The sequence below is a fragment of the Streptococcus sp. CP1998 genome, from assembly GCF_041026655.1.
Classification (GTDB): Bacteria; Bacillota; Bacilli; order Lactobacillales; family Streptococcaceae; genus Streptococcus; species Streptococcus dentalis.
In genome coordinates, this window is sequence record NZ_CP163380.1 from 277,106 (window position 1) to 301,903 (window position 24,798).

The following is a 24,798-nucleotide window of genomic DNA, read 5'->3' on the forward strand; positions in this document are numbered from 1 at the left end:
CTTATTTCTATACGGATACAGAAAGGAAAAGAAACATGGTCTCATACGACACTTCCAAGGTCTGGTCTTTTCTCCCAACCTTGGTCCAAGCCCTACCAGCGACCCTAGCTTTGATGGTGTTAACGACGCTTCTAGGTTCGGCATTTGGCTTGGTTTTGACCTGGGCACAAGTATCAGAAGATAAGGTAGGAGCAGGTCTGGCAAAAGGCTATGTCTTTACTTTGCGTTGTACCCCTCCGATTGTCTTGCTCTTTTTGGTCTTTTATGGACTGCCCCAATTTTTGAACTGGTGGTTGGGAGTAGATATTGACCACTGGTCCAAGTTTGTCTTTGTCCTGGTTGCCATGTTTCTTCTCTTTGCCGCGATGATTTCTGAGGTCTTCAAGGCAGCCTATTTGGCCATTCCAAAAGGTCAGATGGAAGCAGGCTTGAGTATCGGATTGACACCAGCTCAGACCATTTGGCGGATTGTCCTTCCCCAAGCCTTTCGCGTGGCTCTTCCAAATATGACGACTGCCATCTTGAACCTCATGCGTGATGCCGCTTTGGCTTATACCATTGGCTTTATCGATATCATGGGAGCAGGCAACAACTTGATCAGCCGCAATCTTGGAAATTATTCCCTCGAAACGTATACAGCTGTCGCAGTGATCTACTGGGGAATTGCCCTTGTGATCTCCTTCTCCGCTCAACTCCTTGAGAAACGACTCAGTGTAACAGAAAGGTAGCTTATGGATTTCAATTTTATTAGTAAAGCATTTCTAGCCACCTTGGGTGGTGTTCCAGTGACCCTTCTGATCATGGTCGTGTCGATCCTTTTGAGTTTCTTTCCAGCCCTCTTTTTGGCACTCGGTCAGATCTACAAGGTCAAAGGGGTTCGCAGTTTCTCAGTGGTTTACTTAGCCTTTATCCGCGCGACGCCTCCGATTCTCTTGATTCTCTTCTTTTATAGTCTCTTCCCTAGTCTCTTAAATAGCTTTTTTAAGAGCATTGGTAGTCACTTTAATGTCTTTGAGATCAATCCCATTTACTATGCCTTTATCATCTTTAGCTTGATGACGATGGGGAGTCTGGCTGAAATTCTCCGGTCAGCCATTCTGACCGTGGATAAGGGCCAGCTAGAAGCAGCGCAAGCCATTGGTTTGACTAATCGCCAAGCCTACATCCGCATTGTTTTTCCACAAGCCCTGCGTGCGGCCCTGCCCAATCTGTGTAACCTGGTTATCAACTTGGTCAAAGGAACTTCCCTTGTCTTTGTCATGACCATCAAGGATATCACCGCCATTGCCAAGGTAGAAGCCTCTTATGGCTATCAATATTTTGAATCCTATCTAGTGATTTTTATTCTTTATATTGTCATTTGTGGGGTGATTCAGTGGGGATTCAATCGCTTAGAAAAACGCCTGACACTCGCATAGAAGAAGGAGAAATAAGAAGATGTTAGAAGTAGAACACGTATCGAAAAAATTTAAGGACCACCAAGTCCTGGTAGATGTCAATCTCAAGGTCAACCAAGGGGATGTGGTCGTTATTTTGGGTCCATCTGGATCAGGAAAAACAACCTTCCTTCGTTGCCTCAACCACTTGGAAAAGGCAGATACAGGGCACCTAACCCTAGGTGGAAAAGAGTATGACCTCTCAAATCTCAGCAAAAAAGAGATTCAAGAAATCCGCCAAAAGACAGCCTTTGTCTTCCAGCATTACAATCTCTTTGCCAACAAAACAGCGCTTGAAAATATCTTAGAAGGCTTAGTTGTGGCTCGTAAGATTCCAAAAGAAGAGGCCATCCAACGGGCAGAATCAGCCCTTGAAAAAGTTGGTCTCCTCGCTTACAAGGATTACTATCCTTCGCAATTGTCAGGGGGCCAGCAGCAACGGATCGGAATCGCGCGTGCCATCGCAGTGAAACCAGACGTGATCTTGCTGGACGAGCCGACTTCAGCGCTAGACCCAGAGTTGGTCGGTGATGTCTTAGATGTCATGAAGCAATTGGCCCAAGAAGGAGTAACCATGGTTGTGGTGACGCATGAGATGGGCTTCGCGCGTGATGTGGCCAACCACGTTATCTTTATGGACGGCGGACACATCATCGAAGAAAACGAACCCCATGAATTCTTCAACAGTCCAAAAGAAGAACGAACCAAACAATTCCTTTCACGGATTCTATCCGACGCCACTTATAGCGTCGAATACATGATTTAACAGAGACACACCCAGTAAGGGTGTGTTTTTTTGAATTCTGGAAAAAATTTTTAAAAATTGGCTCATTTTTTAAGAATCATTACGAATAATATAAGTGAGAGGGAAATATGACTGATAAAAAACAAGGATTAATGCTACTATTTTTACTGACTTTGTTTCTAGGAGGTTGTGGCCTTTTTACGGATCAATCTGCTGAGAGAAGGAAAATGATTCAGATTGCAGAAAGCACGAAAATGGAGCGAGCGATAAAACACTTGTTAATTAGTATCGATCCTAAAGCTTTCACTTCAGAAGGGGTCATTCACTCCTATACCCTGATAAAAGGTGAATTGGAATACAATCCAATGGGGGGGATGAATGTCTATCTCGTTATCAATGGCGATAAAAAGTTAACGATCGATACGACTGTTCAAATGGAAGATTCAGGACAGTTCGAAGCAGGTAGTTATGGTATTTCAGCAAAATTAGATGATCTGTTAAGTAAAGCAGAAGAGACTGGGAAATAAACTCATTCAGGTAAATACCCCTAATATAGGAAAATAGAAACATTTCTGGATCAAAACCAATATGTTACATTAATAGCTAGTGCTTGTAACGATTTGGCAACATTTTTTAACAAAAGTAACATTTCAGGTTTCTTAGAATTTTGTATAATAAATTCTAAGAAACCTGAAGAAAGAATGGGAAGAAGATGAAAAAAAGTAAATTTATTGTGTTGATAATGGTAGTATTTAGCCTGAGCTTAGGAGGCTGTAGCTTTTTTAATGGACAATCTGCCAAAAAACAAGAAATGATTCAAATTGCAGAGAGTAAGAAAGCTAAAGATGTGATTGAAAATTTATTAAGGCAAGAAGATCCAAACGCATTTACAGATAAAGGAGTTATAAAAAGTTACAAGATAAATGAAAATTCATTGAAGTATAATCCAATGGGAGGATTAATAATAAAAGTTATAATCAATGATGATAATAACCTAACAATTACAACAACTTTAACAGAGGAATCAGATGGCAAATTTGAACAAAATGGTTATGTCATCTCAGGAGAATTATCAGATGAATTAAGAGGTAAATAATGGCTTTTGATAAATCATTTTCAGATGAAATGAAGAAAGAAATTGCGTATAAAGAGTATGAGATAGAAAGCTATAATCAAGATGTACGATTGAAAACCGGGGAATACATTGGCAATGTCGCTCACATCTATGATAGTGTAAATGGCAATGAAGAGCAGGTCTTCGTTATTACTAACAATGGCCAAGGCGAAAAACAAAAAGCAGTCCCTTATTCTGCTTCTGATGAAGATCGTTCCCAAATTCATGACGTGACAGTTTTGATGAAGGGATCTGAGACTGAAATAAGTACACAAAAATTACTCCATGATACATTTACGGATTGGGTAAAGACAGATCTGCCAGCAGCTTCCAATATTTTGAACCCTGTTGGAGCAAGCGAGTATGCAACAGATTATGCGAAGAATTATGCGCGAGATAAGGCCAAGGATAGTTTTAATAATGCAGTAGAAGCTTTTGAAGATGCGATTATTCCTACTTCTGTTAATCTTCCGCCGGAGGCCACTCCCGTTGGCAGGTTCATACAAAAAGCGCTGGATAATCCTGTCAGCAATTTTGTACAGGAAAAAGCATCAGATGTAGCCGGCTTTTTTGCAGAAAGAACAGCCGAAGAACAGGTTAAATTTCCTACTTTAATGGGAGCTGCTTTTTTAAAAAAATACAATGAATTAACCGGGACTTTCCCGCCTCCACAATTTAAAGATGCTGCAGCTCATTTGAAAGAGGTAATCCGAAAATACCCCAATGCTAAGATCGACCTATACGGTCACTCTCTGGGGTCTATGGATATTCAGTATGCTCTTGCCTGCTTGACAGAAGAAGAAGCTTCTCATATTGGGACTGTCCATCTATACAATGGTCCTAATGCCTATTCCATCTTAACACCCGAGCAAAAAGCGCGTATAGATTCGCTGAAGTACAAGATCTACAACCATATTGACCATAAAGATTTGGTTAGCTTGGGCTATCAGGATTCTGGAAGCAAGGAATCCAGTGGGATTGTCAAGCACCTCAAAACTAAGAATTTGAAAAATACGGGCCTGCAGCACATGATGCATGGTTATATCTATGATAAGAATGGGAATTTGGTTCTTGAAAAGGGAACGGAAGCCATCACTCGGAAGGAAATCATTGAAGAGCGGATGAAGGTTTACTATCGCCTAAAGGATAAATTGCAAAAAACAGGTGGTGGACTGAGCTCAAGTGAACGGATCTATCTGGATGCTTTGCAGGCTCGTTTGGCTTCTGATGAGCTGATTCGAGTAGTGGATGAAGGGCTGGAGCAAGCTCAGAAATCTAAGGCACAACTGGATACAGATTTAGAAACTTTGGAGAAAGTATTACAGACCGTTCCGAAAGGCTTCATTCTTAATCTTGCGGAAGTAGAAGAGGCCTATGCACAGGCTGGTGCAACAAGGCAAACAGTTGTCACTGAAGTAAGAGAAAGGTTCGACAATCGTTTGGCTGCATATCAGTCCTTATCGAATGAATTCCATGCTTTAAGCGAGCAAGTGAATGCAGGAATTGAGCTCTTAAAAGCAAAAGATCAAGAAATAGCAGGAGAAATGAACCAGTGGGAACAACTAGCTTATTAATTTCATCTACTCATTCGAAAAAGGAAAAGAAACTAGATCACTTGGAAATAGAGTTCCGAAAAGCGCGCTTGGAGCTAGATGAAAAGCGTTGCCTAGTGGAAAGAAAACAGCAGCTCTTCACCCAGATGCTGGAAGAAGAGTATGCGATGGCAGCTTCCTTTTTACAAAAGCAGGAGGTTGATGTCAGTTGTGGATGGGAGTCCCTCCATCGCTGTATAGAAGAGTATGATCTCGAAGCTAGAGAAGCTGCACAAGTAGCCTTAAAACAGATCGAAATCGAGGAAGAGAATTTATGGCAATCCTACCGGAAAGATAGACACCAACTGGAAGAGGAGATTGCACAAGATAAAGTTTCATAGTATAGAAGAGGAGGAAGTATGGGTGATAGTCCAGTCAAAGATTTCTTTGATTTAGATATGAAAGATAAGATGAGGATCATCGAAAGCCGCAAGAAACTTGAAAAAGAATTAATACAGGTTGTCTATGCGCCCATTTTATTGGCCTGCAAGGCAGGAGTTGAGAAACGTTACAATGATGGATTGACTGCGATTACAACAGTAGCCGAAGAAGATGTCCAGGTAGTTGGAAAGCAACTGGATCAGTCCATGGTGGGTCAATTTGCTAAAAATGTACAGACGGCTATTCAAGAAAATGCTGGGAAATTTAAATCTATCTAGCCAAGAACTTCTATTTAAATATGGAATCTGGAGTGGCATCCAGATTTTTTTTAAAAAAAATTTAAAAATTATGTAAAAAAGTGTTGACAAAGAAATCAGCCTGCGTTATAATAATTTATGTAAACAAAAAGAGGTTTAAAAAAACCTACTGGTTTACAATATCAATAGTGGAAAGGAGATGGTAATATGCTATTTCCAGAATTAAGACAACTAATTGATAAAAGGAAAAATAGAAACTGTTAGCCTGTAGGGCTATTATTAAATAAATGAATTAAAATTATGTAAACAATCAAATAGCAGCCAATTGGTCTGCTAATTTTCAAGAATGAATTAAAATTATGTAAATTAGAGGTATACAATATGAATAACAACTTTAACAATATGGATGATCTTTTCAATCAACTAATGGGCAACATGGGTGGTTTTCGTTCTGAAAGCCGTCGCTACATGATTAATGGTCGTGAAGTGACACCAGAAGAATTTGCTATCTACCGTCAAACTGGTCAACTTCCAAATGAAGGAAGCGAGCAAATGCAACACCATCAAGGTAAAGGAATGAAACAAGATGGGATCCTTGCAAAACTTGGTCGCAACTTAACTGAAGAAGCTCGTGAAGGAAAATTGGATCCGGTCATCGGACGTAATAAAGAAATTCAAGAAACTGCTGAAATCTTGTCTCGTCGTACCAAGAACAACCCTGTCCTTGTAGGGGATGCCGGTGTTGGTAAAACAGCAGTTGTAGAAGGTTTGGCACAAGCTATTGTGAACGGTGATGTTCCAGCCGCTATCAAGAACAAAGAAATCATCTCAATTGATATTTCTGGTCTAGAAGCTGGTACGCAATACCGTGGTAGCTTTGAAGAAAATATTCAAAATCTGATCCAAGAAGTCAAGGCTATGGGAAATGTCATTCTCTTCTTTGATGAAATCCATCAAATCCTTGGTGCAGGTAGCACAGGTGATGGTCAAGGCTCTAAAGGTCTTGCGGATATCATCAAACCTGCTCTTTCACGTGGGGAATTGACAGTCATTGGGGCAACTACTCAAGATGAATACCGTAACACTATCTTGAAGAATGCAGCTCTTGCTCGTCGTTTCAACGAAGTGAAAGTCAATGCTCCATCAGCTGAAGATACTTTCAAGATTCTCCAAGGGATCCGTGATCTTTATGAAAAACACCACAATGTCATCTTGCCAGATGAAGTTTTGAAAGCAGCGGTTGATTATTCAATCCAATACATTCCACAACGTAGCTTGCCTGATAAGGCCATTGACTTGGTCGATGTAACAGTCGCTCACTTGGCTACTCAACATCCGGTAACAGATGTTCATGCTGTGGAACATGAAATTGAAGAAGAAAAAACCAAACAAGAAGAAGCTGCGGCTAAAGAAGATTACGAAGCAGCTTTGAAAGCAAAAGTTCGTATCGAAGAACTTGAAAAGAAAATTGAAAACCATACAGAAGACCATAAGGTAACTGCAACAATCAACGATGTGGCTGAATCAGTAGAACGGATGACGGGTATTCCAGTGTCACAAATGGGTGCAACTGATATCGAACGTTTGAAAGATATGGGTCACCGTTTGCAAACTAAGGTTATCGGTCAAGATAAAGCTGTTGAAGCAGTGGCACGTGCTATCCGTCGGAACCGTGCAGGATTTGACGAAGGGAACCGTCCAATCGGTAGCTTCCTCTTTGTAGGTCCTACTGGTGTCGGTAAGACTGAGTTGGCTAAACAATTGGCTCTTGATATGTTCGGAACCAAAGATGCTATCATCCGTTTGGACATGTCAGAATACAGCGACCGCACAGCCGTTTCTAAATTGATTGGTACAACAGCTGGTTATGTTGGTTACGATGATAACAGCAATACCTTGACAGAACGTGTTCGCCGTAACCCTTACTCAATCGTCCTTCTTGACGAAATTGAAAAGGCAGATCCTCAAGTCATCACCCTTCTCCTTCAAGTCTTGGATGATGGTCGTTTGACAGATGGTCAAGGGAACACGGTCAACTTCAAGAACACTGTGATTATCGCTACTTCAAACGCAGGTTTTGGTTACGAAGCTAACTTAACAGAAGATGCGGACAAACCAGAACTCATGGATCGATTGAAACCTTACTTCCGTCCAGAATTCCTCAACCGCTTCGATGCTGTCATCGAATTCTCACACTTGAGCAAGGAAGATCTTTCTAAGATTGTTGATTTGATGTTGGTAGATGTCAATAAGACCCTTTCTAAGAAAGAAATCGACTTGGCAGTGAGCGATGCAGCTAAAGAATATATGACTGAAGAAGGTTATGATGAAGTGATGGGTGTTCGTCCACTCCGTCGGGTAGTTGAACAACAAATCCGTGACAAAGTCACAGACTTCCACTTGGATAACTTGGATGCTAAACACTTGGAAGCTGACATGGAAGATGGTGTGCTTGTGATCAGAGAAAAAGACACAAAGAATGAAGAAAATAATGATAAACAAGCAGAATAAGGCGAATGAGTTTGTGAAAAGTAGAGGCTGCTATCATATAGCAGTCTTTATTTTTTCTTCCCACCTGGGGGAAATTATTCGTCGTATAAGGCCAAAATCTTCCTATTTGGACTAAAAAACATCAATAATTAGTGAAATTAACCCAATTTGAGCAAATTTATTAATAAATAAAGAAAAAAAGTATATAATCTATACAAGAATAAAATTTGAGGAATGGAAGTAAGATGAGCAATACAATTGATATCTACTCAACTCCCGAATATAAAAAAGTGGAAGCTGTTGTTCAACTGATGGTTGATGGTCGCTTGACGAGCTATCGTGTTGCAACTGAAACAAACATCAGCAAAATGAGCTTGGCGACTTTGACGAAGGGTACGAGTAAAATCAAAAATATTACCTATCAAACGGCTTTGGCCTTGATTGATTGGTATGATGAGAATCATGAAAAGTATGGCATTACGATTGACTAGTCAGTAGCCCACTTTTTGTGGTTTTTTCTTTTTCATCAAAACTTACCTCCTCTCTGAGACTGGAGTCTGATTTTGCTTGAAGAGGATGGGAAAACTTGAAAAGACGGGCGAAATTTGATATAGTATAGCATATATGAAAATTAAAGGAGAAACATATGCAAGGCGGAAGTTTGCTAATTATGCTCGTTCTTATGGTCGGTTTGATGTACTTCATGAGCCGTAGCCAAAAGAAACAGTACCAAAAACGGATGGAAAGTTTAAATAAACTTCAAAAAGGAAATGAAGTCATCACGATTGGTGGCTTGTACGGAACCATCGATGAAGTCGATACAGATCGCAAGACCGTTGTCTTGGATGTTGATGGTGTCTACCTGACCTTTGAATTGGGAGCGATCAAAACAGTTCTTCCTGTATCAGAAGGGATCTCAGCTACTGCTACAGAAGGTGCTAGCTCAGATGTCGATTCAGCCATCGAAGAATAATCATCAAAGAAGAGGCAAGAGCCTCTTTTTTGGTGGGCAAATGGAGCTGTGCGATGAAGGACACCCCTACTCGTCCAAAATAGAGGCCACAGTCCCTATTTTATGGGGATTTATGGTATAATGAAGCGATAAATATTAAAATAGGTAGAAAAACATGTTTCGTTTTAAGAAAAAAGAAAAAATTGAGATACCTTTAGAAGTCCCAAAACACATTGGAATCATTATGGATGGCAATGGTCGCTGGGCGAAAAAGCGGATGCAACCGCGCGTCTTTGGTCATAAGGCGGGGATGGAAGCTCTCCAAGAAGTGACGATTGCAGCAAAAAATATGGGGGTTCAGGTCTTAACTGTCTATGCCTTTTCTACGGAAAACTGGACACGCCCTGAAGATGAAGTCAAGTTCATCATGCACTTGCCGGTCGAGTTTTATGATCGTTTCGTCCCCGAATTGCATCGCAACAATGTCAAGATTCAAATGATCGGTGATACCAAGAAATTACCTAAAGAAACCTTAGAGGCTTTGGAAAGAGCAGAAGCAATGACCCATCTCAATACAGGTTTGATCCTGAATTTTGCACTCAATTATGGTGGACGTGCTGAGATCACTCAGGCTGTGAAGCAGATCGCCCAAGAAGTCTTGGATGCGAAGTTCAGTCCAGAAGATATCACAGAAGAGATGATCGCAGATTCTCTCTATACAGAGAGTTTGCCACGTGTCCTAAGGGATCCGGATTTGATTATTCGTACCAGCGGAGAGATTCGTTTGAGTAATTTCCTTCCTTGGCAGGCTGCTTATAGTGAGTTGTATTTCACAGATGTGATGTGGCCAGATTTTGGAGAGGAAGCACTACGAAGTGCCATAGTAGAATATAGCCATCGGCATCGGAGATTTGGTGGTGTTTAGGAGAAGATGATGACGAAAGATTTACAAAAACGTGTGATTTTTGGAGGAATTGCCCTGCTCTTTTTCATTCCGACAGTAATGGTTGGAGGGGTGTTCTTCCAGATTGTGATTGGCTTGATCGCCATGCTAGGGGTTCATGAATTGCTCAAGATGAAGGGACTTGAGACAGCGACCTTTGAAGGAGCGCTAGCCATGTTAGCGGCCTTTGTCCTGACTTTGCCGATCGAGGACTACCTCCCTTACCTTCCAGCAGATGGCAATATGATTGCTTATGGTTTGGTTGTCTTGATTCTCATGGGAACAACTGTTCTTGCTCAGAATTACAATTATGAAGATGTGGTCTATCCCATTGCGTCTAGCTTTTATGTTGGACTTGGTTTCCATTCCTTAGTAGATGCGCGAATTGCTGGTATTGATAAGGTCTTATTGGCACTCTTTATTGTCTGGGCTACAGATTCAGGTGCTTATCTGGTAGGAAGTCGGTTTGGGAAACGCAAGCTCATGCCTGCGGTTTCTCCTAATAAAACGATTGAAGGCAGTCTTGGGGGAATCTTGTCTGCAGTTGCGGTAACTGTGATCTATATGATCGTGGATCGTTCTGTGGCGGGTGGACATGGTTTTCTCGCTATGATCTTCTTTACCATCCTCTTTAGTATTGCAGGTCAGTTTGGCGACCTCGTAGAGAGTGCGATTAAACGCCACTTCGGTGTGAAAGATTCTGGGAAATTTATCCCAGGACATGGTGGTGTTCTAGACCGCTTTGATAGTTTGATTTTTGTCTTTCCCTTGATGCATTTCTTGGGCTTGTTCTAAGACAGAAGAGATAGAAAGGAAACCACGTATAGAACGATGCAGTTTATTGCCTTTATTGTTATTTTTGGAGTGATCGTTCTCGTTCACGAGTTTGGTCATTTCTATTTTGCAAAAAAATCGGGCATCCTGGTGCGAGAATTCTCGATTGGGATGGGGCCAAAGATCTTTGCCCATATTGGTCAAGATGGAACAGCTTATACCATTCGCATTCTCCCTTTAGGTGGCTATGTGCGTATGGCTGGCTGGGGTGAGGATACAACTGAGATTAAAACCGGAACGCCTGTCAGCTTGACGCTAAATGAGGCTGGTAAGGTTGTCCGGATCAATCTTTCAGGAAAGAATCTGGATCAGACAGCCCTTCCCATGAATGTTACCCAGTTTGACTTTGAAGACAAACTGGAAATTAAGGGCTTGGTTCTCGATGAGACTAAGACTTATGATGTCGATCATGATGCGACTATTGTTGAAGAAGATGGGACGGAAGTGCGGATTGCACCGAGAGATGTTCAGTATCAGAATGCCAGCATTTGGGGACGGTTGATCACCAACTTTGCGGGTCCTATGAACAACTTTATCCTCAGTATTGTCGTCTACTCACTCTTAGCCTTTATGCGCGGTGGTGCGATTGACTACTACAGCAACAATGTTCAGGTGGCACCCGATGGGGCACTGGCTAAGGTCGGTGTCAAAAGCAATGTTCAGATCCTTCAAGTCAACAACGATACCGTTAGCAACTGGGATGAGCTGACAGATGCTGTTGAAAAAGCAACCAAAGACAGCAAGACGGCTCCTGAATTGACCCTGAAAGTCAAAACAGACGGCCAAGAAAAAGAAGTCAAAGTGAAGCCAACCAAGTCAGGAAATCGTTACTATCTGGGTGTGACAAACGGCCTCAAGACTGGATTTGTGGATAAACTCTTGTCTGGTTTTACAGATACCTGGAATACAGCGACACGGATTTTAGGAGCTTTGAAAGATATCATTTTCCACTTTAGTCTCAATAAACTGGGTGGTCCGGTTGCTATCTACAATGCCAGCTCACAAGCTGCTCAATTAGGAATTCCGGCAGTCTTGTCTCTTATGGCCATGCTCTCTATTAATATTGGGATCTTCAATCTAATCCCGATTCCAGCTTTGGATGGAGGAAAAATCTTGATCAATTTGATCGAGGTCGTCCGGAGAAAGCCACTGAAACAGGAAGTAGAAACCTATATGACGCTTGCAGGTGTAGCTGTAATGGTTATTTTGATGATTGCTGTCACCTGGAATGATATTATGAAATTATTTTTGAAATAGAAAAGGATATTGTCCATGAAACAAAGTAAAATGTTGATTCCAACGCTTCGCGAAATGCCAAGCGATGCCCAAGTCATTAGCCATGCTTTGATGTTGCGTGCAGGTTATGTTCGCCAAGTATCAGCCGGTGTCTATTCTTATCTGCCATTGGCAAATCGAGTGATTGAAAAAGCAAAAGGCATTATGCGCCAAGAATTCGAAAAAATTGGAGCAGTAGAAATGCTAGCTCCAGCTCTTTTGAGTGCGGATCTTTGGCGTGAATCTGGTCGTTACGAAACTTACGGGGAAGACCTCTATAAGTTGAAAAATCGTGAAGGCTCTGACTTTATCTTAGGTCCAACTCACGAAGAAACCTTTACCGCTATTGTGCGCGACTCAGTAAAATCTTACAAACAATTGCCGTTGAATCTCTACCAAATTCAACCAAAATACCGCGATGAAAAACGCCCACGGAACGGTCTTCTGCGGACCCGTGAGTTCATCATGAAAGATGGTTATAGCTTCCATGCTAACTACGATAGCTTGGATGTCACTTATGATGAATACAAGGCAGCTTATGAGCGGATCTTCACCCGCAGTGGCATCGACTACAAAGCTATCATCGGTGATGGTGGTGCCATGGGCGGAAAAGATAGCCAAGAGTTTATGGCTGTTACACCTGCTCGTACAGACTTGGACCGTTGGGTTGTTTTAGACAAATCAGTGGCTTCCTTTGATGAGATCCCAGCAGAAGTCCAAGAAGAAATCAAAGCAGAATTGCTCAAATGGATGGTCTCTGGGGAAGATACCATTGCCTATTCAAGTGAATCCACCTATGCTGCGAACTTGGAAATGGCTACTAACGAATACAAGCCAAGTAACCGTGTTGTAGCAGAAGAAGAAGTGAAACGCGTGGAAACACCAGGTGTCAAATCGATTGATGAAGTAGCTGCATTCTTGAATGTTCCAGAAGAAGCTACGATCAAGACTTTGGTTTACATTGCAGATGGTGAGCCAGTTGTTGCCCTTCTTGTAGGTAATGATCAGCTCAATGAAGTGAAGTTGAAAAACCATCTCGGCGCAGACTTCTTTGAACCTGCAACCGAAGTGGAAGTGAAAGAATTATTAGGAGCTGATTTTGGCTCTCTCGGTCCAGTAGATCTTCCTGAAAATGTTAAGATTATCGCAGACCGCAAGGTTCAAGATAGCCGCAATGCAGTAGTCGGTGCCAATGAAACAGGCTACCACTTGACTGGTGTCAACCCAGGACGTGACTTTACTGCAGAATACGTTGATATCCGTGAAGTTCGTGAAGGCGAAATCTCACCAGATGGGAAAGGGGTCTTGAACTTTGCACGTGGGATCGAAATTGGTCACATTTTCAAACTCGGCACACGCTACTCCGCTAGCATGGGAGCAGATGTCTTGGACGAAAACGGTCGTGCGGTTCCAATCATCATGGGCTGCTACGGAATCGGTGTTAGCCGTCTTCTTTCAGCCGTTATGGAGCAACATGCTCGTCTCTTTGTCAATAAGACTCCAAAAGGGGAATACCGTTACGCTTGGGGAATTAACTTCCCTAAAGAATTGGCGCCATTTGATGTGCATTTGATTCCAGTTAATGTTAAGGATGAAGCGAGTCTTGCTTTGACCAATCAGATCGAAGAAAGCTTAGTCAATAAAGGCTACGAAGTCTTGGTGGATGACCGAAATGAACGGGCCGGTGTCAAATTCAGCGATAGCGATTTGATTGGCCTTCCAATCCGCGTAACAGTTGGTAAAAAAGCAGCTGAAGGCATCGTTGAAGTGAAAATCAAAGCGACAGGAGATACCATCGAAGTTCATGCGGATAATCTCCTTGAAACCCTTTCAATCTTGAACAAATAAGAAAAAGCTTTCTGAGCTCTCACCAGTGTGGTGATGAAACTCAGGAAGCTCTTTTTATTTTTCTTCTTTGAGGCCTTGATCTTTGAAATAGGTAAAGAGATCTTGGGGCTTGCCATTGAGGTATTTCTTGAACTCGGCTCTTTCTTCCTCCCCTTGATCTCCGTAGATGGTAGCAAACTCATCTTTCTTGATTTTTGAGAAGTCAGCCTGTAAGACTTTAGCATAGGATTGTTTATCTTTTGAAATTTGAATGCGGAAGCTAAGTCCAGGCTTACCATTTAAGGTTTTATAGATATCGCTATGTTCTAATTCTTCTTGGTAGATTTCCTTTAATTCAGGAAGATCCATGTCTTGCAAATCTGAAGAAATGGGTTCAAAACTAAGGAAAGTAAAAGAGACAATTTCCTCTTTCTTGTAGCCAATTTGAATTTTGTTTTGGTGGTGATCGCCAAGGTCACGAACAAAGGTCTTGGTTTGGACTTGCTCCTTTTTGGTTTGAGTGGTCTCTTGCTTGGTAGAAGCGGCAGTAGTTCCTTTGCCTTGTTGACCTTGGCTACAAGCGGTAAGGGCTAGTAGACAGACAGAGGCAAGTAGAAATTTTTTCATAGATAACTCCTTATAGGTTAATGGTGTCCGATCTTGTATGAAATAAGTTCTAAACAGTTCTCATTATACCATAAAAACTTAAAAAATGAAAAAATATACAAAAATTATCAAAAACCGCATCTAAAAATGCCTAAAATCAACAATTTTTATATATGTGTTGAGTTAATGAGAAAAGCCAGAGTGTCTTCTTTTCTTTCTTAAAATAATACTAGATGGAGACTACTGGGGCAAGGAATTCAGAAAATAAATTACAATTCTATGACAAAATGTTACACATTCGTAACAAGGTTACAATGTTTTATCAGTTAGCCATCTAAACTTGACATTCTAGCAATATTTCATTAAGATATTTTTAAGTAAATAATACAAACAGGGAGAAAAAGGTAAAATATACAGTTATCTGGCATTTTACTAATTCGTACTAAATGTATTGTTTATGAAAAAATATAAGGGTATCAGCCCAAAAGGAGAAAAATATGACTCAAATTAAATTAACTCCAGATGACCTACGTCAATCAGCACAACGCTATGCGCAAGGTTCTCAAGACATCGATCGTGTTCTTACTACTTTGACTCATGAACAACAAGTCATCGATGCAAACTGGGATGGATCTGCATTTGATAGCTTTGAAGCACAATTCAACGAATTGTCTCCAAAAATCAAACAATTTGCTCAATTATTGGAAGATATCAACGGTCAATTGATCAAAGTTGCTGATATCGTTGAACAAACTGACCAAGATATCGCTGCACAAATTCACTAAGATAATCTTGAAGGTGATCTTACTTCTTGTTGGTAGATCACCCTTTTGTCTTTTGATATATAGAAAATAGGGGTTAGATTCTTAATCCCTAACCCCTATTTTGTGTCTATGAATTAGAAAAAGGAAAAGGTATGGAAGTTAAAAATATAAAATGGTTAAAATACATTGGTCAGAGTGCAGTTGTGCTCCTTTTGATGGGGTCCGTAGTGGGTCTTTATACCACGGTTCAAAAGGACCAAAAGCAAAACGAAGCCAAGACCGTGCAAACGACAGAAAACACCAAGCTCAACATTGCGGTTGTCAATGAGGATAAAGCGGTTAAGCTGAATGATAAAGAATACAACCTTGGGGCTAGCTATGTTAAGAATATCGAACGGGATAATTCGCAAAACTGGTCTGTAGTTCCTCGTGGAGCCGCTGAGTCAGGGCTTGCAGATGGCAAGTATCAGTTGATGATCGTCATTCCAAGTGACTTCTCAGAGAAGATCTTGGAAGTGAACGCGGTTAATGCAGAGAAGACTACGGTGACGTATAAAGTCAATGCGGCTGGGAATTCTCAGGTTGAAAACGAGGCCAATAAAGTCGCTAAAGATATCGTTTCAGACTTGAATAGCCAATTGGTTGATATGTATATGGTCAGCATTCTAAGCAACCTTTATACAGCTCAGAAAAATGTGGAAACAAGTAACAAAATTCAATCCACTAACATTGGTTCTTATCGAACTAACTTGCTGGATTCAGCCTTGGATTCGAAAAATATTTTCCCGAGTCTCTATAGCTTGTCTACGTCATCTGTCGAGTCTAACAACGCCTTGAAGACAGTCCTTGAGTCTTATACACAAGCATTTGATCAATTGACCCAATCTCAGGGTCAGTACGGTCAAAACTTTGACTTACTGATAAAACAACGTTCTGAGGATAAGATCAGCCAAGAAGAATTCATGAACCAGCTGATGTCCATGAACCAGTCTGTTGTCAGTGAAAAGACCCAAGAGTTGTATAAGAATCTACAACTAAATCAAGAAGCGATTACCAAACAATTGAGTCAACCAACTGAAACAGCAGGGGATTCTTCAGGTACCAAGACCTATGCTAGCTTGACAAAAGAGGTGAATGATCGTGTGGCAGACCTCGAAAAAGGGATCAAGGCAGAACGCGACAAGTTAGATGAGCACGAAAATAACATCGAGTCTTCTGTAAAAGCGAAGATCCTTGACTACTATGGTCTAAAAGAAGGAGAAAAAGTTACTCTTCGTACCTTGCTTGGAAAGACAAGTATCAAGACGCTAAGTGAGGCACGTAATAAAGCGGATGATGACATTCGTCAAGCGATTGAAAAACTTCCGTCTTTAGATCCAGCTAGTCTTGATCTGAATAAGTATGGGAATCTTAACGCAGCGATTGATTTTGATAGTGCTTTTGCTGGAACGAAGGCACATCCAAAAGGGAATGCTGATGCATTAAAAAAATTGGCGCAAGAAGTGGATGCCAAATCAACGGCAGTTGCGGATGTCCTTAATGCTAAATCTGGAAAACAGAAAGTTAGTATTCATGTCCCTGCAGGAGTCAAGGTGGATACCTGGACCTATGATGGACAGACTTATGCAGGCAGTGGTGAACAGGAAGTCGAACTGAAAGATGGCAAACAAATTCAAATTCACCTTGTTGAAGATGGAGGAGCTATGCCAAGTGCGATTGATGTTGAAGTTCTTGTGAATGGAGTTTCTTCAACCAGTGTGACTGTATCTGCAGAAGATTTGAAAACAGCTGTCGCTAACTATGCATCGAAAGCTAGTGAAATCGCCTTGGATTATCAACGCGCAGGAGCATTGATCGATGCCTACTATCCAAAAGATGACAAGGGAGATCGTCATTCGCTCTATGATCCGATTGAAGATATGGATTTGACAAACGCTTTGGTCGATATCGTGAAGGCTGCTGTTTCAAGTAACATAAAGGACTACCGTAAGAGTATTGAAACGGATGAATCTGGGGATGCAACGAAGGGTGTGAAAGCCCAGTTAGATGGTACCCTCCAACAGTTGCAAGACTTGGGACCACAATTGCAGGCCAATCTTCAAGCAATTGAAAATACTAACAAAGATCTAACCCAAAATATCAATGATCAATTGACGCAGTATGCAGATCTTCAAAAACGTTTAGAAGAGATCTCAAAAACACAGGAAACAGTGACACAGGCTCAAACTAAGACCGATGCAGATTTGTCAGCCCTTGGTTCTGAATACACCTCATTATTGAGTTCGACAGAAAGTGTCAAGAACTCATCTCGTAGCAATGTAGAAGCTGCTAACTCTACCAATGAAATCTTTAGCCAATTGAACAAAGAATTGGAAAAAGCCCAAGGCAATACAGAGAAATTGTCTAGCAATGCGGAAAGTTTGATGGGTGAATTCGACAAGGAATTGTCTGAAAATGGGAACTTTGTCGAAGCCTTCCGTAAGGTCTTCAACAATGCCTATGAAAACGGGGTACCGAATGAAGTCTTGCTTGACTTCTTGTCAAATCCAGTTGCAGAGAAATCTTCTTCTGTGAAAGCGACCATCAACGTCTACCGTCCATTTATTTGGATCTTTATGTTGGAAGTCTTGAGCCTCTTTACAGCTTATCTCTTTGCGACTCAACCAATCATTCGCAAGGTTAAGGATCGTTTCAAATTGGATCGCTTGCAAGAATCAGATCTCTTATCTGTCGGTGTCCTTGTGGGACTTTCTCTCATCCTTGGACTGGTGATCGGAATGATTTCAAGTATTCAACTCTCTGTCGGTCGTGAATATATACCTTCATGGGTATTTTTAGCAGTTCTAGCAAGCTTTGTCTTGGTACAACTACAATACCTTCTTTTGAAACACTTCCGTGTGATTGGAATGGGACTGGCCTTCTTCATGTTGATCAGTTATGTCTACCTATCTAGCGCGATCGGAACAACCGCAACCTTGTCAGGCCTTCCAGCACTGGTGAAAAATGTCAACCTCCTTTCTATTTTGGAAGGACAGTTTGCGGGTTACTTTGATGGACAAACAGCTGGTATCGGCGTCTTCTTCGGATTGTTGGTTCTCTTCGGTCTTTTGGCGGTTGCCAATATCTTCGTCCCAAAGAAGTTTACTCAAACAAAGGAAATTGAATCAAGCATATGAAAAAAATGATGTATCTTCTCTTTGTCTTTAGTCTCTTGCCAGTAGCTGTTGTTTCTGCAGATGATTTTATTGATAATCGTCTTCAGGTCAACAACTCACGTCTTGAGACAGAACAGGAAAAGACACTTGGTGGCCAATTGGATGCCACTGAGTCTCTTTTCAATGAGAAGGATCAGAAAAAATTAATAGATGAAAAACGCAAGCAAGAGAAACAATTGACCGATTCAGACGGCCAGTTGTTTTCTGCTATAAAGGGAAAGAAAAAAACAGAGCCTGAAGCGGACCTGTTCCAGCCTGAAAATCAAAAATTATCTAAATTTGAGTCCAATGTAGAGGACAATTCGGCTAGTTTGTCGGATTTTATTCCAGCCTTGCAAATGCTGGCTTGGAGTGCCCTTCTCTTTGGGATTGCTGGCTATATTTCCTATCGAATTTATAGAAAAGAGGCCTAAATGGACCAACATATCAATGTCACCTTCCGTATGAATGGTGCAAGCCATGACCTCCGAATCCCAACGCGGATGGAGGTGCGACGCTTGATTCGGGAATTGGATCAGATCTTTGGGTCTACCATGGAGCCTAGAAGTAAGTATCAGTTGCGCGTGGTAAATAAGGGCATCTTGCTAGATGAAGGCAAGGTAGTACAAGAGTATCCGATCACAAGTGGTGATCTGATCGAGATTGAGGAGTGGTAAGGTGAAAGAAGAACAATTTACACTGGAAGAACAAGTCTTCCGCTTTGAAAAAGAAGAAACGAGCTGGCGATTGGACCTCAAGCGTTCAGAAGTGGATAGCCAGGATTTACGCAATTTATGGATTTTGGATCTCCATCATCCCTTGTTTTTAGAGCAGAGCATGACAGCTGATCAAGACCAGATTCATCTGACCTATCAGACAGATGCGCTAGGCTTGAGTGCTGAAGAAATCCAGGCATTACCGGTTTCAGACCGTCTGCGTCTAGCCATTAATGTCTTGGATTTGGCGCCAGCCTTGGAGCTTCCGGTGACCTTTATGTTGCATCCTATCAATTTGTTTGTGACCAAGGATGCGCAAGTCAAGATCGCTTATCGCGGGGTTCCGGGAATGATGGTGCCACGCAAGTGGGATCAGGTTGAATTCTTGCGTCAGGCCAAGTGCTATGCTGTCACTCTTTTTGGGGACTGGGATTTCATGGAGCTCTATCAAGGTACACTCGAATTAGAAGATCTACCAGATTTCTTGGTAGAAATCCGTGATGCTACTAGCTTAGAAGAGATGAAAGCTCTCTTAGAGAAAGCCTACCAGGAACGCAAGGAAGAGGAAGAAAAGACCTTAACCTTGGTTTCAAGCCGTCAACACCGAATCTTTAAGTTGGCAACAGTGTGGCTTTCAACTGTAGTGGCCTTCCTCCTCTTGCCTTTGATCTATTTGGTCTTTTTCCAAGCACCCTTTAAAGAAAAGTTGCTTCAAGCGGATACAGCCTATCTCAAGGTAGACTATACCGGTGTGATCGATGAATTGGAGGGAGTGGCTCCAAGTAGTCTTCCAATGACACAGAAATATGAGTTGGCGACGTCTTATTTGCAAGGCTTGAATTTCTCAGAGGACCAAAAGAAGGTCATCCTTAACAACGTCACGCTCAAGTCAGATAGCCTCTATCTCCACTACTGGGTCTATATCGGCCGTCATGACTTTACCCAAGCGCTGGATACAGCCAAGCGGATCGACGATTCAGACTTGATCATCTATGCCCTTCGTAAAGAAATCAAGGCGACACGTGATAACGAAAAACTCTCTGGTGAACAGCGAGAGAAGAAACTTTCTGAGCTCGAGGGCGAATACAAAAAATACTGGGATGCCCGCTCAAAACTCTTGGAAGCAGAGACAGATGAAACCAAATCTTCTACTAGCAACTCAACAACGACTTCGTCTACAAAAGACTCCTCAGCAGAAAGTTCGTCTTCTACAGTTGCAAGCTCAACAGAGTCTAGCGAACACAAGGAGTAGTCTATGAAAAAACGTATCATACTCTATAAAAGAGGTTTTCGCTATGAGCTAGCGCTAGAAGAGGGAAAAACAGCGACCGTATCGAATCAAGAAACAGCTCAGTTGACCCTAGCTTCGCAAGAAAATCCCCTTCATTTCCAATGGAGTCAAGGAGAAATCTTCTACCAGTATGGGGAAGACAATGGTGTGCTCGAAAATAGCAAGATTCTTGGGGATGTGGTCTGCTACTTAGCGACAGGGGAAGTCCATACCTATGAACTGCTCGACAAGGAAGAAATCCTCGTAGCAGATGAAAAGGGTGCGGATGTGCGCTTGCACTATCCAGTACGCTTTCTCCTTGTGAAAAAAGATCAGACTTGGACTTGTCAGCTCTTATCCGGAAAACTCTACCATAACCACAAACTCGTTAGTGAAGCGACTTTTCCACTGGCCTTTGGGGATGAACTGGCTATTGGAGATGTGACCTTTAAGCTCTATCCAGAAGAATTTGGCGTGGAAGGGGCTGTCGAAGTAAGTCCTTATCTGGTGCCACGCTTGCATTCGCGTTACGACTTCTACAAGGACTATCCCGAGTACCACCGGTCTCCGCGGATCATCTACCGGAGTTCGGAAGACAAGATCTTGATCAATCCTCCGGGAGCGGAGCCTCAAAAGCCATCAGATGAACTCTTGAAGTTAATCATGCCACCCCTCATCATGGTTGGGGTGACTCTCTTGATCACCATTTTCCAACCGCGGGGGCTCTATATCATAGCGACAGTATCCATGTCTGTGGTCAGTGTGATCTTTTCGGTTCAAGGATTCTTCAAGAATCGTAAAAAATACAAAGAAGACAAGAAAGAGCGCGTGGAGCTCTACCATCTCTATCTCAAAGACAAGGCGAAGGACTTGGATCAGCTATCTCGGAAGCAGCGAGAAGGCATGTTTTACCATTTCCCAGCGATCGAGGACTTGACCAAGATGGTCAAACGCTATGACTCGCGGATCTACGAAAAAACACCCCTTCATTTTGACTTTTTGGCCTATCGTTTGGGCTTGGGCAAGGTTCCAACCAGCTATGAGCTCAAATATGGTCAGGAAGAGCGCAGTGGGAAGAAAGATGCCTTGGAAGAAGAAGGCTATGCCCTTTTCCAAGCTCACCAAAAGATTGACAATCTTCCGATTGTAGCTAGCCTTAATCGGGGACCTGTAGGTTACGTCGGTCCTCGTCCTATCGTGCTAGAGCAGTTGCAGCTCCTGGTTGCCCAATTGGCTGTCTTTCACTCTTACCATGATCTGACCATTATTCCGATCATTCCAGAAGAAGAAAAAGAAAACTGGGATTGGATGCGCTGGTTGCCTCATGCGACCCTGCAAGATATGAATGTCCGTAGCTTTGTCTACAATCAGCGGACACGTGATCAGGTCTTGAACAGTCTCAACCAAATCCTCAAGCTCCGCAAGGCGCAAAAAGAGGAAGAAAAAGCCAATGATACCAAGATCTTCTATCCGCATTATGTGGTGCTCATCACCGATGAGACTTTGATTTTGGACCATGTCATCATGGAGTTCTTCCGTGAGGATCCGACAGAGCTAGGCTGCTCCATCATCTATGTGGCAGACGTACTCTCATCTCTTTCTGAAAATATCCAAACCGTTATCTCCATCAAGGACCGCAACCAGGGGCAATTGCTCTTGCAAGAAGGGGTTCTTCGTGAGCTTGACTTCCAATTGGATCACTTCCCTGAAGACTATGACAAGGAAGCCATCTCGCGTGGCCTTGCGCCTCTGAAGCATATTCAACAGCTCAAGAGCTCGATTCCAGACTCGGTGACTTTCCTTGAAATGTACCAGGCGGAAACTTTCAATGACCTCAAGGTCTTGAGTCGTTGGGAGAGCCATGCTTCTTACCAAAGTTTGGCCGTGCCGATTGGTCTGCGTGGGAAGGACGATTTGGTCTACCTCAATCTCCATGAAAAAGCTCATGGGCCACACGGTTTGATCGCAGGGACGACTGGTTCTGGTAAGTCTGAAACCATTCAGTCTTATATCCTGAGCCTTGCCGTTAACTTCCACCCCCACGATGTGGCTTTCCTCCTCATCGACTACAAGGGTGGGGGAATGGCTAACCTCTTCAAGGATCTGCCTCACTTGCTTGGAACCATCACCAACTTGGATGGTGCCCAGTCCATGCGGGCCCTAGCCTCTATCAATGCGGAGATCCATCGTCGGGAGCGCCTCTTTGGCCAATATGGGGTCAACCATATAAACCAATACCAAAAGAAATTTAAACTGGGTGAAGCGACCGAACCGCTGCCTCACCTCTTCTTGATCAGTGATGAGTTCGCCGAACTCAAGGTCAACCAACCAGACTTCATCAAGGAGTTGGTCTCTATCGCGCGTGTCGGGCGTTCCCTCGGGGTACACTTGATCCTTGCAACGCAAAAACCTTCTGGAGTCGTGGATGACCAGATCTGGTCCAACTCCCGCTTCAAGCTAGCCCTCAAGGTGGCAGATCGTGGAGACTCCATGGAGATGCTGCGGACAGCAGATGCGGCTGAGATCACCCAGACCGGTCGGGCCTACCTCCAAGTCGGGAATAACGAAGTCTATGAACTTTTCCAAACCGCTTGGTCAGGAGCAGACTACCAGCCTGAGAAGGACCAGCTAGGGATCGAAGACCATACCATCTACTTGATCAATGAACTGGGCCAATACGAAGTCCTCAACCAAGACCTCTCTGGTCTGGATATGGCAGAAGAAATCAAGGAAGTGCCAACAGAGCTAGATGTGATCGTACAAGAGATCAATCACTTGCACCAACAAGAAGGCATCGCAGCTGTGGCCCAACCATGGTTGCCACCGCTCAAAGAGCGGATCACGCTGGATGAGTTGGACAAAGTCGTACCGATCGAGGCTTGGCAAAAACGGACAGCTCCAAGCGTCCTGATCGGGGTCGCCGATATCCCGCAAGCGCAAAAGCAAGAAGCTGTCGCCATCGATCTGTCAAAAGATGGAAATATCCTCCTTTACGGAAGTCCAGGTACAGGAAAGACCACTTTCCTACAGACAGCCGCAATGGATCTAGCTCGCAAGCAGAGTCCAGAAAATCTGACCATGTACCTGCTGGATTTCGGAACCAATGGTCTGGCACCCTTGACTCAATTGCCACATGTGGCTGATAGCCTCTTGCTGGATCAGACGGAAAAAATCCAGAAATTTATCCGGATCATCAACCGCGAGTTGGATCGCAGGAAGAAACTCCTCTCCGAGCATGGGGTCGGCACCATCGCCCTCTACCGTGAAGTGACCGGCAAGCAAGAGCCAACCATGGTCATCCTGATGGATAGCTATGAGTCTATGAAGGACGAGCCTTATGAGACAGACCTCTTCAAGCTCTTCATGCGGATCTCTCGTGAAGGTCTCAGCATTGGTGTGCACTTGATCATCACAGCTAGCCGTCAGAACAACCTACGGGCTCAGCTCTATTCAAACTTCAAGCACCAGCTGACCTTGCCACAAAATGATATCTCTGAAGTCCGCGGTATCGTGGGAGCAACCCCACTAGCAGCTACGATGGAAGACATCAAGGGACGGGCACTCATGAAACGTGACGAAGTCGATGTTGTCCAGTTCGCCCTACCAGTCGCTGGAGATAATGATATTCAAATCATCAACAACCTCCGCGACCAAGTCCAAAGCCTCAAAGAGATGTGGACAGGCCACACCCCAGCAGGCATTCCAATGGTGCCAGATGAGTTGACAGAAGCAGCCTTCTATGGACGTGAGGATGTAGCAACTTTGCTGGAGGAAGGTGAAATTCCTGTTGGGTTAGACATGGAAACTGCGAAGGCAATGGGATGGAATGTAAAACGAGGTCATTTGGCTTATATTCTTGAAAAAGAAGAACAAATGTCACAAATTACAAAACATCTTGCTTCGATGAGTGTAAAACTTGGTAAAAAGACAATTATACTCGCACCAGAATATCATCAAATAAATAATATTGATTCTTCTGTAACACTAATTTCAGATAAAGAGAAATTACATGAAATGATTCAAACTATTTCGGTTAAAATGGATGATCGATTTGCGGAAAATGAGACAAATTACACAACAACTTTTATTGTGTATAACTTATCTGAAATTGTTGATTTGTTAAATGATGAGGACATTAGAATTCTTACTAAACTTTTTGAAAAAGGCCATCAGGTTGGTTTCCTAACCGCAGTATTAGCTACACCAGCTCTAGTGCGTAAGATTGATATAGCATCAAAAGCAATTAGAAATTATAAACAGGCTATTTTAGCAGTGAGACAAAATGATCAACAACTTATCAATATTTTAAATAAAACTTTAAGAGAGCCAGTGTTACCAAAACAAGTGAATTATTTTGTTGTAGATGGTATAGCTCAAACTATAAAAGTATTTATTGACTAAA

The 24,798-nt window shown here is 42.6% G+C and carries 22 protein-coding genes; 21 read left to right on the plus strand and 1 reads right to left on the minus strand.

Annotation, left to right across the window (positions count from 1 at the left end):
• Positions 1–35: 35 nt before the first annotated feature.
• The 15 genes from AB4X21_RS01540 (at position 36) to AB4X21_RS01610 (ending at position 13,867) form a co-directional block, all read left to right on the plus strand.
• Positions 36–728: an amino acid ABC transporter permease gene (locus AB4X21_RS01540; RefSeq protein WP_320910962.1), complete on the plus strand. Its 693-nt coding sequence runs from the start codon at positions 36–38 to the stop codon at positions 726–728.
• 3 nt (positions 729–731) lie between these two features.
• Positions 732–1,418, plus strand: a complete 687-nt coding sequence (locus AB4X21_RS01545; RefSeq protein WP_320910961.1) for an amino acid ABC transporter permease — start codon at positions 732–734, stop codon at positions 1,416–1,418.
• 19 nt (positions 1,419–1,437) lie between these two features.
• Positions 1,438–2,202, plus strand: a complete 765-nt coding sequence (locus tag AB4X21_RS01550) for an amino acid ABC transporter ATP-binding protein (protein WP_320910960.1) — start codon at positions 1,438–1,440, stop codon at positions 2,200–2,202.
• 107 nt (positions 2,203–2,309) lie between these two features.
• Positions 2,310–2,708 carry a DUF1310 family protein gene (locus AB4X21_RS01555; protein ID WP_369088070.1) on the plus strand — a complete coding sequence of 133 codons (399 nt, stop codon included), beginning with the start codon at positions 2,310–2,312 and terminating at the stop codon, positions 2,706–2,708.
• A gap of 185 nt (positions 2,709–2,893) precedes the next feature.
• Complete coding sequence (locus tag AB4X21_RS01560) at positions 2,894–3,277, plus strand: DUF1310 family protein (RefSeq protein WP_320910958.1); 384 nt, start codon at positions 2,894–2,896, stop codon at positions 3,275–3,277.
• Entirely contained in the window at positions 3,277–4,869 is a 1,593-nt protein-coding gene (locus AB4X21_RS01565) for a hypothetical protein (RefSeq protein ID WP_320910957.1), read from the plus strand. The genes AB4X21_RS01560 and AB4X21_RS01565 overlap by 1 nt, the downstream gene beginning before the upstream one ends.
• Positions 4,870–4,964: 95 nt before the next feature.
• Positions 4,965–5,228 (plus strand): hypothetical protein, encoded by a 264-nt coding sequence (locus tag AB4X21_RS01570; protein ID WP_369088071.1) that lies wholly within the window; start codon positions 4,965–4,967, stop codon positions 5,226–5,228.
• 18 nt (positions 5,229–5,246) lie between these two features.
• Positions 5,247–5,546: a hypothetical protein gene (locus tag AB4X21_RS01575; RefSeq protein ID WP_118228555.1), complete on the plus strand. Its 300-nt coding sequence runs from the start codon at positions 5,247–5,249 to the stop codon at positions 5,544–5,546.
• Positions 5,547–5,906: 360 nt separating this feature from the next.
• On the plus strand, positions 5,907–8,036 hold the full coding sequence (locus AB4X21_RS01580; protein WP_369088072.1) for an AAA family ATPase: 2,130 nt from the start codon (positions 5,907–5,909) through the stop codon (positions 8,034–8,036).
• Between the two features lie 224 nt (positions 8,037–8,260).
• Positions 8,261–8,506 (plus strand): hypothetical protein, encoded by a 246-nt coding sequence (locus tag AB4X21_RS01585; protein WP_003004069.1) that lies wholly within the window; start codon positions 8,261–8,263, stop codon positions 8,504–8,506.
• 155 nt (positions 8,507–8,661) lie between these two features.
• On the plus strand, positions 8,662–8,988 hold the full coding sequence (gene yajC, locus AB4X21_RS01590) for a preprotein translocase subunit YajC (protein ID WP_247923504.1): 327 nt from the start codon (positions 8,662–8,664) through the stop codon (positions 8,986–8,988).
• 154 nt (positions 8,989–9,142) lie between these two features.
• The gene (locus AB4X21_RS01595; RefSeq protein WP_003009971.1) at positions 9,143–9,892 is read left to right on the plus strand and encodes an isoprenyl transferase; all 750 of its coding nucleotides are present in this window, start codon (positions 9,143–9,145) and stop codon (positions 9,890–9,892) included.
• A gap of 9 nt (positions 9,893–9,901) precedes the next feature.
• On the plus strand, positions 9,902–10,705 hold the full coding sequence (locus AB4X21_RS01600; protein WP_023919527.1) for a phosphatidate cytidylyltransferase: 804 nt from the start codon (positions 9,902–9,904) through the stop codon (positions 10,703–10,705).
• Positions 10,706–10,741: 36 nt separating this feature from the next.
• The gene (gene rseP, locus AB4X21_RS01605; RefSeq protein WP_369088073.1) at positions 10,742–12,001 is read left to right on the plus strand and encodes an RIP metalloprotease RseP; all 1,260 of its coding nucleotides are present in this window, start codon (positions 10,742–10,744) and stop codon (positions 11,999–12,001) included.
• 15 nt (positions 12,002–12,016) lie between these two features.
• A complete protein-coding gene (locus tag AB4X21_RS01610; protein WP_155127259.1) occupies positions 12,017–13,867 on the plus strand; it encodes a proline--tRNA ligase in 1,851 nt (616 codons plus the stop codon).
• 54 nt (positions 13,868–13,921) lie between these two features.
• Here AB4X21_RS01610 and AB4X21_RS01615 read toward each other — a convergent pair whose 3' ends face one another.
• Positions 13,922–14,473 carry a hypothetical protein gene (locus AB4X21_RS01615; protein ID WP_155127262.1) on the minus strand — a complete coding sequence of 184 codons (552 nt, stop codon included), beginning with the start codon at positions 14,471–14,473 and terminating at the stop codon, positions 13,922–13,924.
• Positions 14,474–14,949: 476 nt separating this feature from the next.
• Here AB4X21_RS01615 and AB4X21_RS01620 point away from each other — a divergent pair, with 476 nt between their 5' ends.
• The 6 genes from AB4X21_RS01620 (at position 14,950) to essC (ending at position 24,797) form a co-directional block, all read left to right on the plus strand.
• A complete protein-coding gene (locus AB4X21_RS01620) occupies positions 14,950–15,237 on the plus strand; it encodes a WXG100 family type VII secretion target (RefSeq protein ID WP_155127265.1) in 288 nt (95 codons plus the stop codon).
• Positions 15,238–15,368: 131 nt separating this feature from the next.
• Entirely contained in the window at positions 15,369–18,392 is a 3,024-nt protein-coding gene (gene esaA, locus AB4X21_RS01625) for a type VII secretion protein EsaA (protein WP_369088074.1), read from the plus strand.
• Positions 18,389–18,844: a type VII secretion protein EssA gene (gene essA, locus AB4X21_RS01630; protein ID WP_155172935.1), complete on the plus strand. Its 456-nt coding sequence runs from the start codon at positions 18,389–18,391 to the stop codon at positions 18,842–18,844. The genes esaA and essA overlap by 4 nt, the downstream gene beginning before the upstream one ends.
• A complete protein-coding gene (locus AB4X21_RS01635; RefSeq protein WP_118228561.1) occupies positions 18,845–19,087 on the plus strand; it encodes an EsaB/YukD family protein in 243 nt (80 codons plus the stop codon).
• Position 19,088: 1 nt separating this feature from the next.
• The gene (essB, locus tag AB4X21_RS01640; protein ID WP_338323963.1) at positions 19,089–20,378 is read left to right on the plus strand and encodes a type VII secretion protein EssB; all 1,290 of its coding nucleotides are present in this window, start codon (positions 19,089–19,091) and stop codon (positions 20,376–20,378) included.
• Between the two features lie 3 nt (positions 20,379–20,381).
• Positions 20,382–24,797, plus strand: a complete 4,416-nt coding sequence (essC, locus tag AB4X21_RS01645) for a type VII secretion protein EssC (RefSeq protein ID WP_369088075.1) — start codon at positions 20,382–20,384, stop codon at positions 24,795–24,797.
• The last annotated feature ends 1 nt before the right edge of the window (position 24,798 follow it).

Coding starts and splice junctions, on each gene's coding strand:
- AB4X21_RS01540 (WP_320910962.1), top strand. CDS start 36: ATGGTCTCATACGACACTTCCAAGGTCTGGTCTTTTCTCCCAACCTTG.
- AB4X21_RS01545 (WP_320910961.1), top strand. CDS start 732: ATGGATTTCAATTTTATTAGTAAAGCATTTCTAGCCACCTTGGGTGGT.
- AB4X21_RS01550 (WP_320910960.1), top strand. CDS start 1,438: ATGTTAGAAGTAGAACACGTATCGAAAAAATTTAAGGACCACCAAGTC.
- AB4X21_RS01555 (WP_369088070.1), top strand. CDS start 2,310: ATGACTGATAAAAAACAAGGATTAATGCTACTATTTTTACTGACTTTG.
- AB4X21_RS01560 (WP_320910958.1), top strand. CDS start 2,894: ATGAAAAAAAGTAAATTTATTGTGTTGATAATGGTAGTATTTAGCCTG.
- AB4X21_RS01565 (WP_320910957.1), top strand. CDS start 3,277: ATGGCTTTTGATAAATCATTTTCAGATGAAATGAAGAAAGAAATTGCG.
- AB4X21_RS01575 (WP_118228555.1), top strand. CDS start 5,247: ATGGGTGATAGTCCAGTCAAAGATTTCTTTGATTTAGATATGAAAGAT.
- AB4X21_RS01580 (WP_369088072.1), top strand. CDS start 5,907: ATGAATAACAACTTTAACAATATGGATGATCTTTTCAATCAACTAATG.
- AB4X21_RS01585 (WP_003004069.1), top strand. CDS start 8,261: ATGAGCAATACAATTGATATCTACTCAACTCCCGAATATAAAAAAGTG.
- yajC (WP_247923504.1), top strand. CDS start 8,662: ATGCAAGGCGGAAGTTTGCTAATTATGCTCGTTCTTATGGTCGGTTTG.
- AB4X21_RS01595 (WP_003009971.1), top strand. CDS start 9,143: ATGTTTCGTTTTAAGAAAAAAGAAAAAATTGAGATACCTTTAGAAGTC.
- AB4X21_RS01600 (WP_023919527.1), top strand. CDS start 9,902: ATGACGAAAGATTTACAAAAACGTGTGATTTTTGGAGGAATTGCCCTG.
- rseP (WP_369088073.1), top strand. CDS start 10,742: ATGCAGTTTATTGCCTTTATTGTTATTTTTGGAGTGATCGTTCTCGTT.
- AB4X21_RS01610 (WP_155127259.1), top strand. CDS start 12,017: ATGAAACAAAGTAAAATGTTGATTCCAACGCTTCGCGAAATGCCAAGC.
- AB4X21_RS01615 (WP_155127262.1), bottom strand. CDS start 14,473: ATGAAAAAATTTCTACTTGCCTCTGTCTGTCTACTAGCCCTTACCGCT.
- AB4X21_RS01620 (WP_155127265.1), top strand. CDS start 14,950: ATGACTCAAATTAAATTAACTCCAGATGACCTACGTCAATCAGCACAA.
- esaA (WP_369088074.1), top strand. CDS start 15,369: ATGGAAGTTAAAAATATAAAATGGTTAAAATACATTGGTCAGAGTGCA.
- essA (WP_155172935.1), top strand. CDS start 18,389: ATGAAAAAAATGATGTATCTTCTCTTTGTCTTTAGTCTCTTGCCAGTA.
- AB4X21_RS01635 (WP_118228561.1), top strand. CDS start 18,845: ATGGACCAACATATCAATGTCACCTTCCGTATGAATGGTGCAAGCCAT.
- essC (WP_369088075.1), top strand. CDS start 20,382: ATGAAAAAACGTATCATACTCTATAAAAGAGGTTTTCGCTATGAGCTA.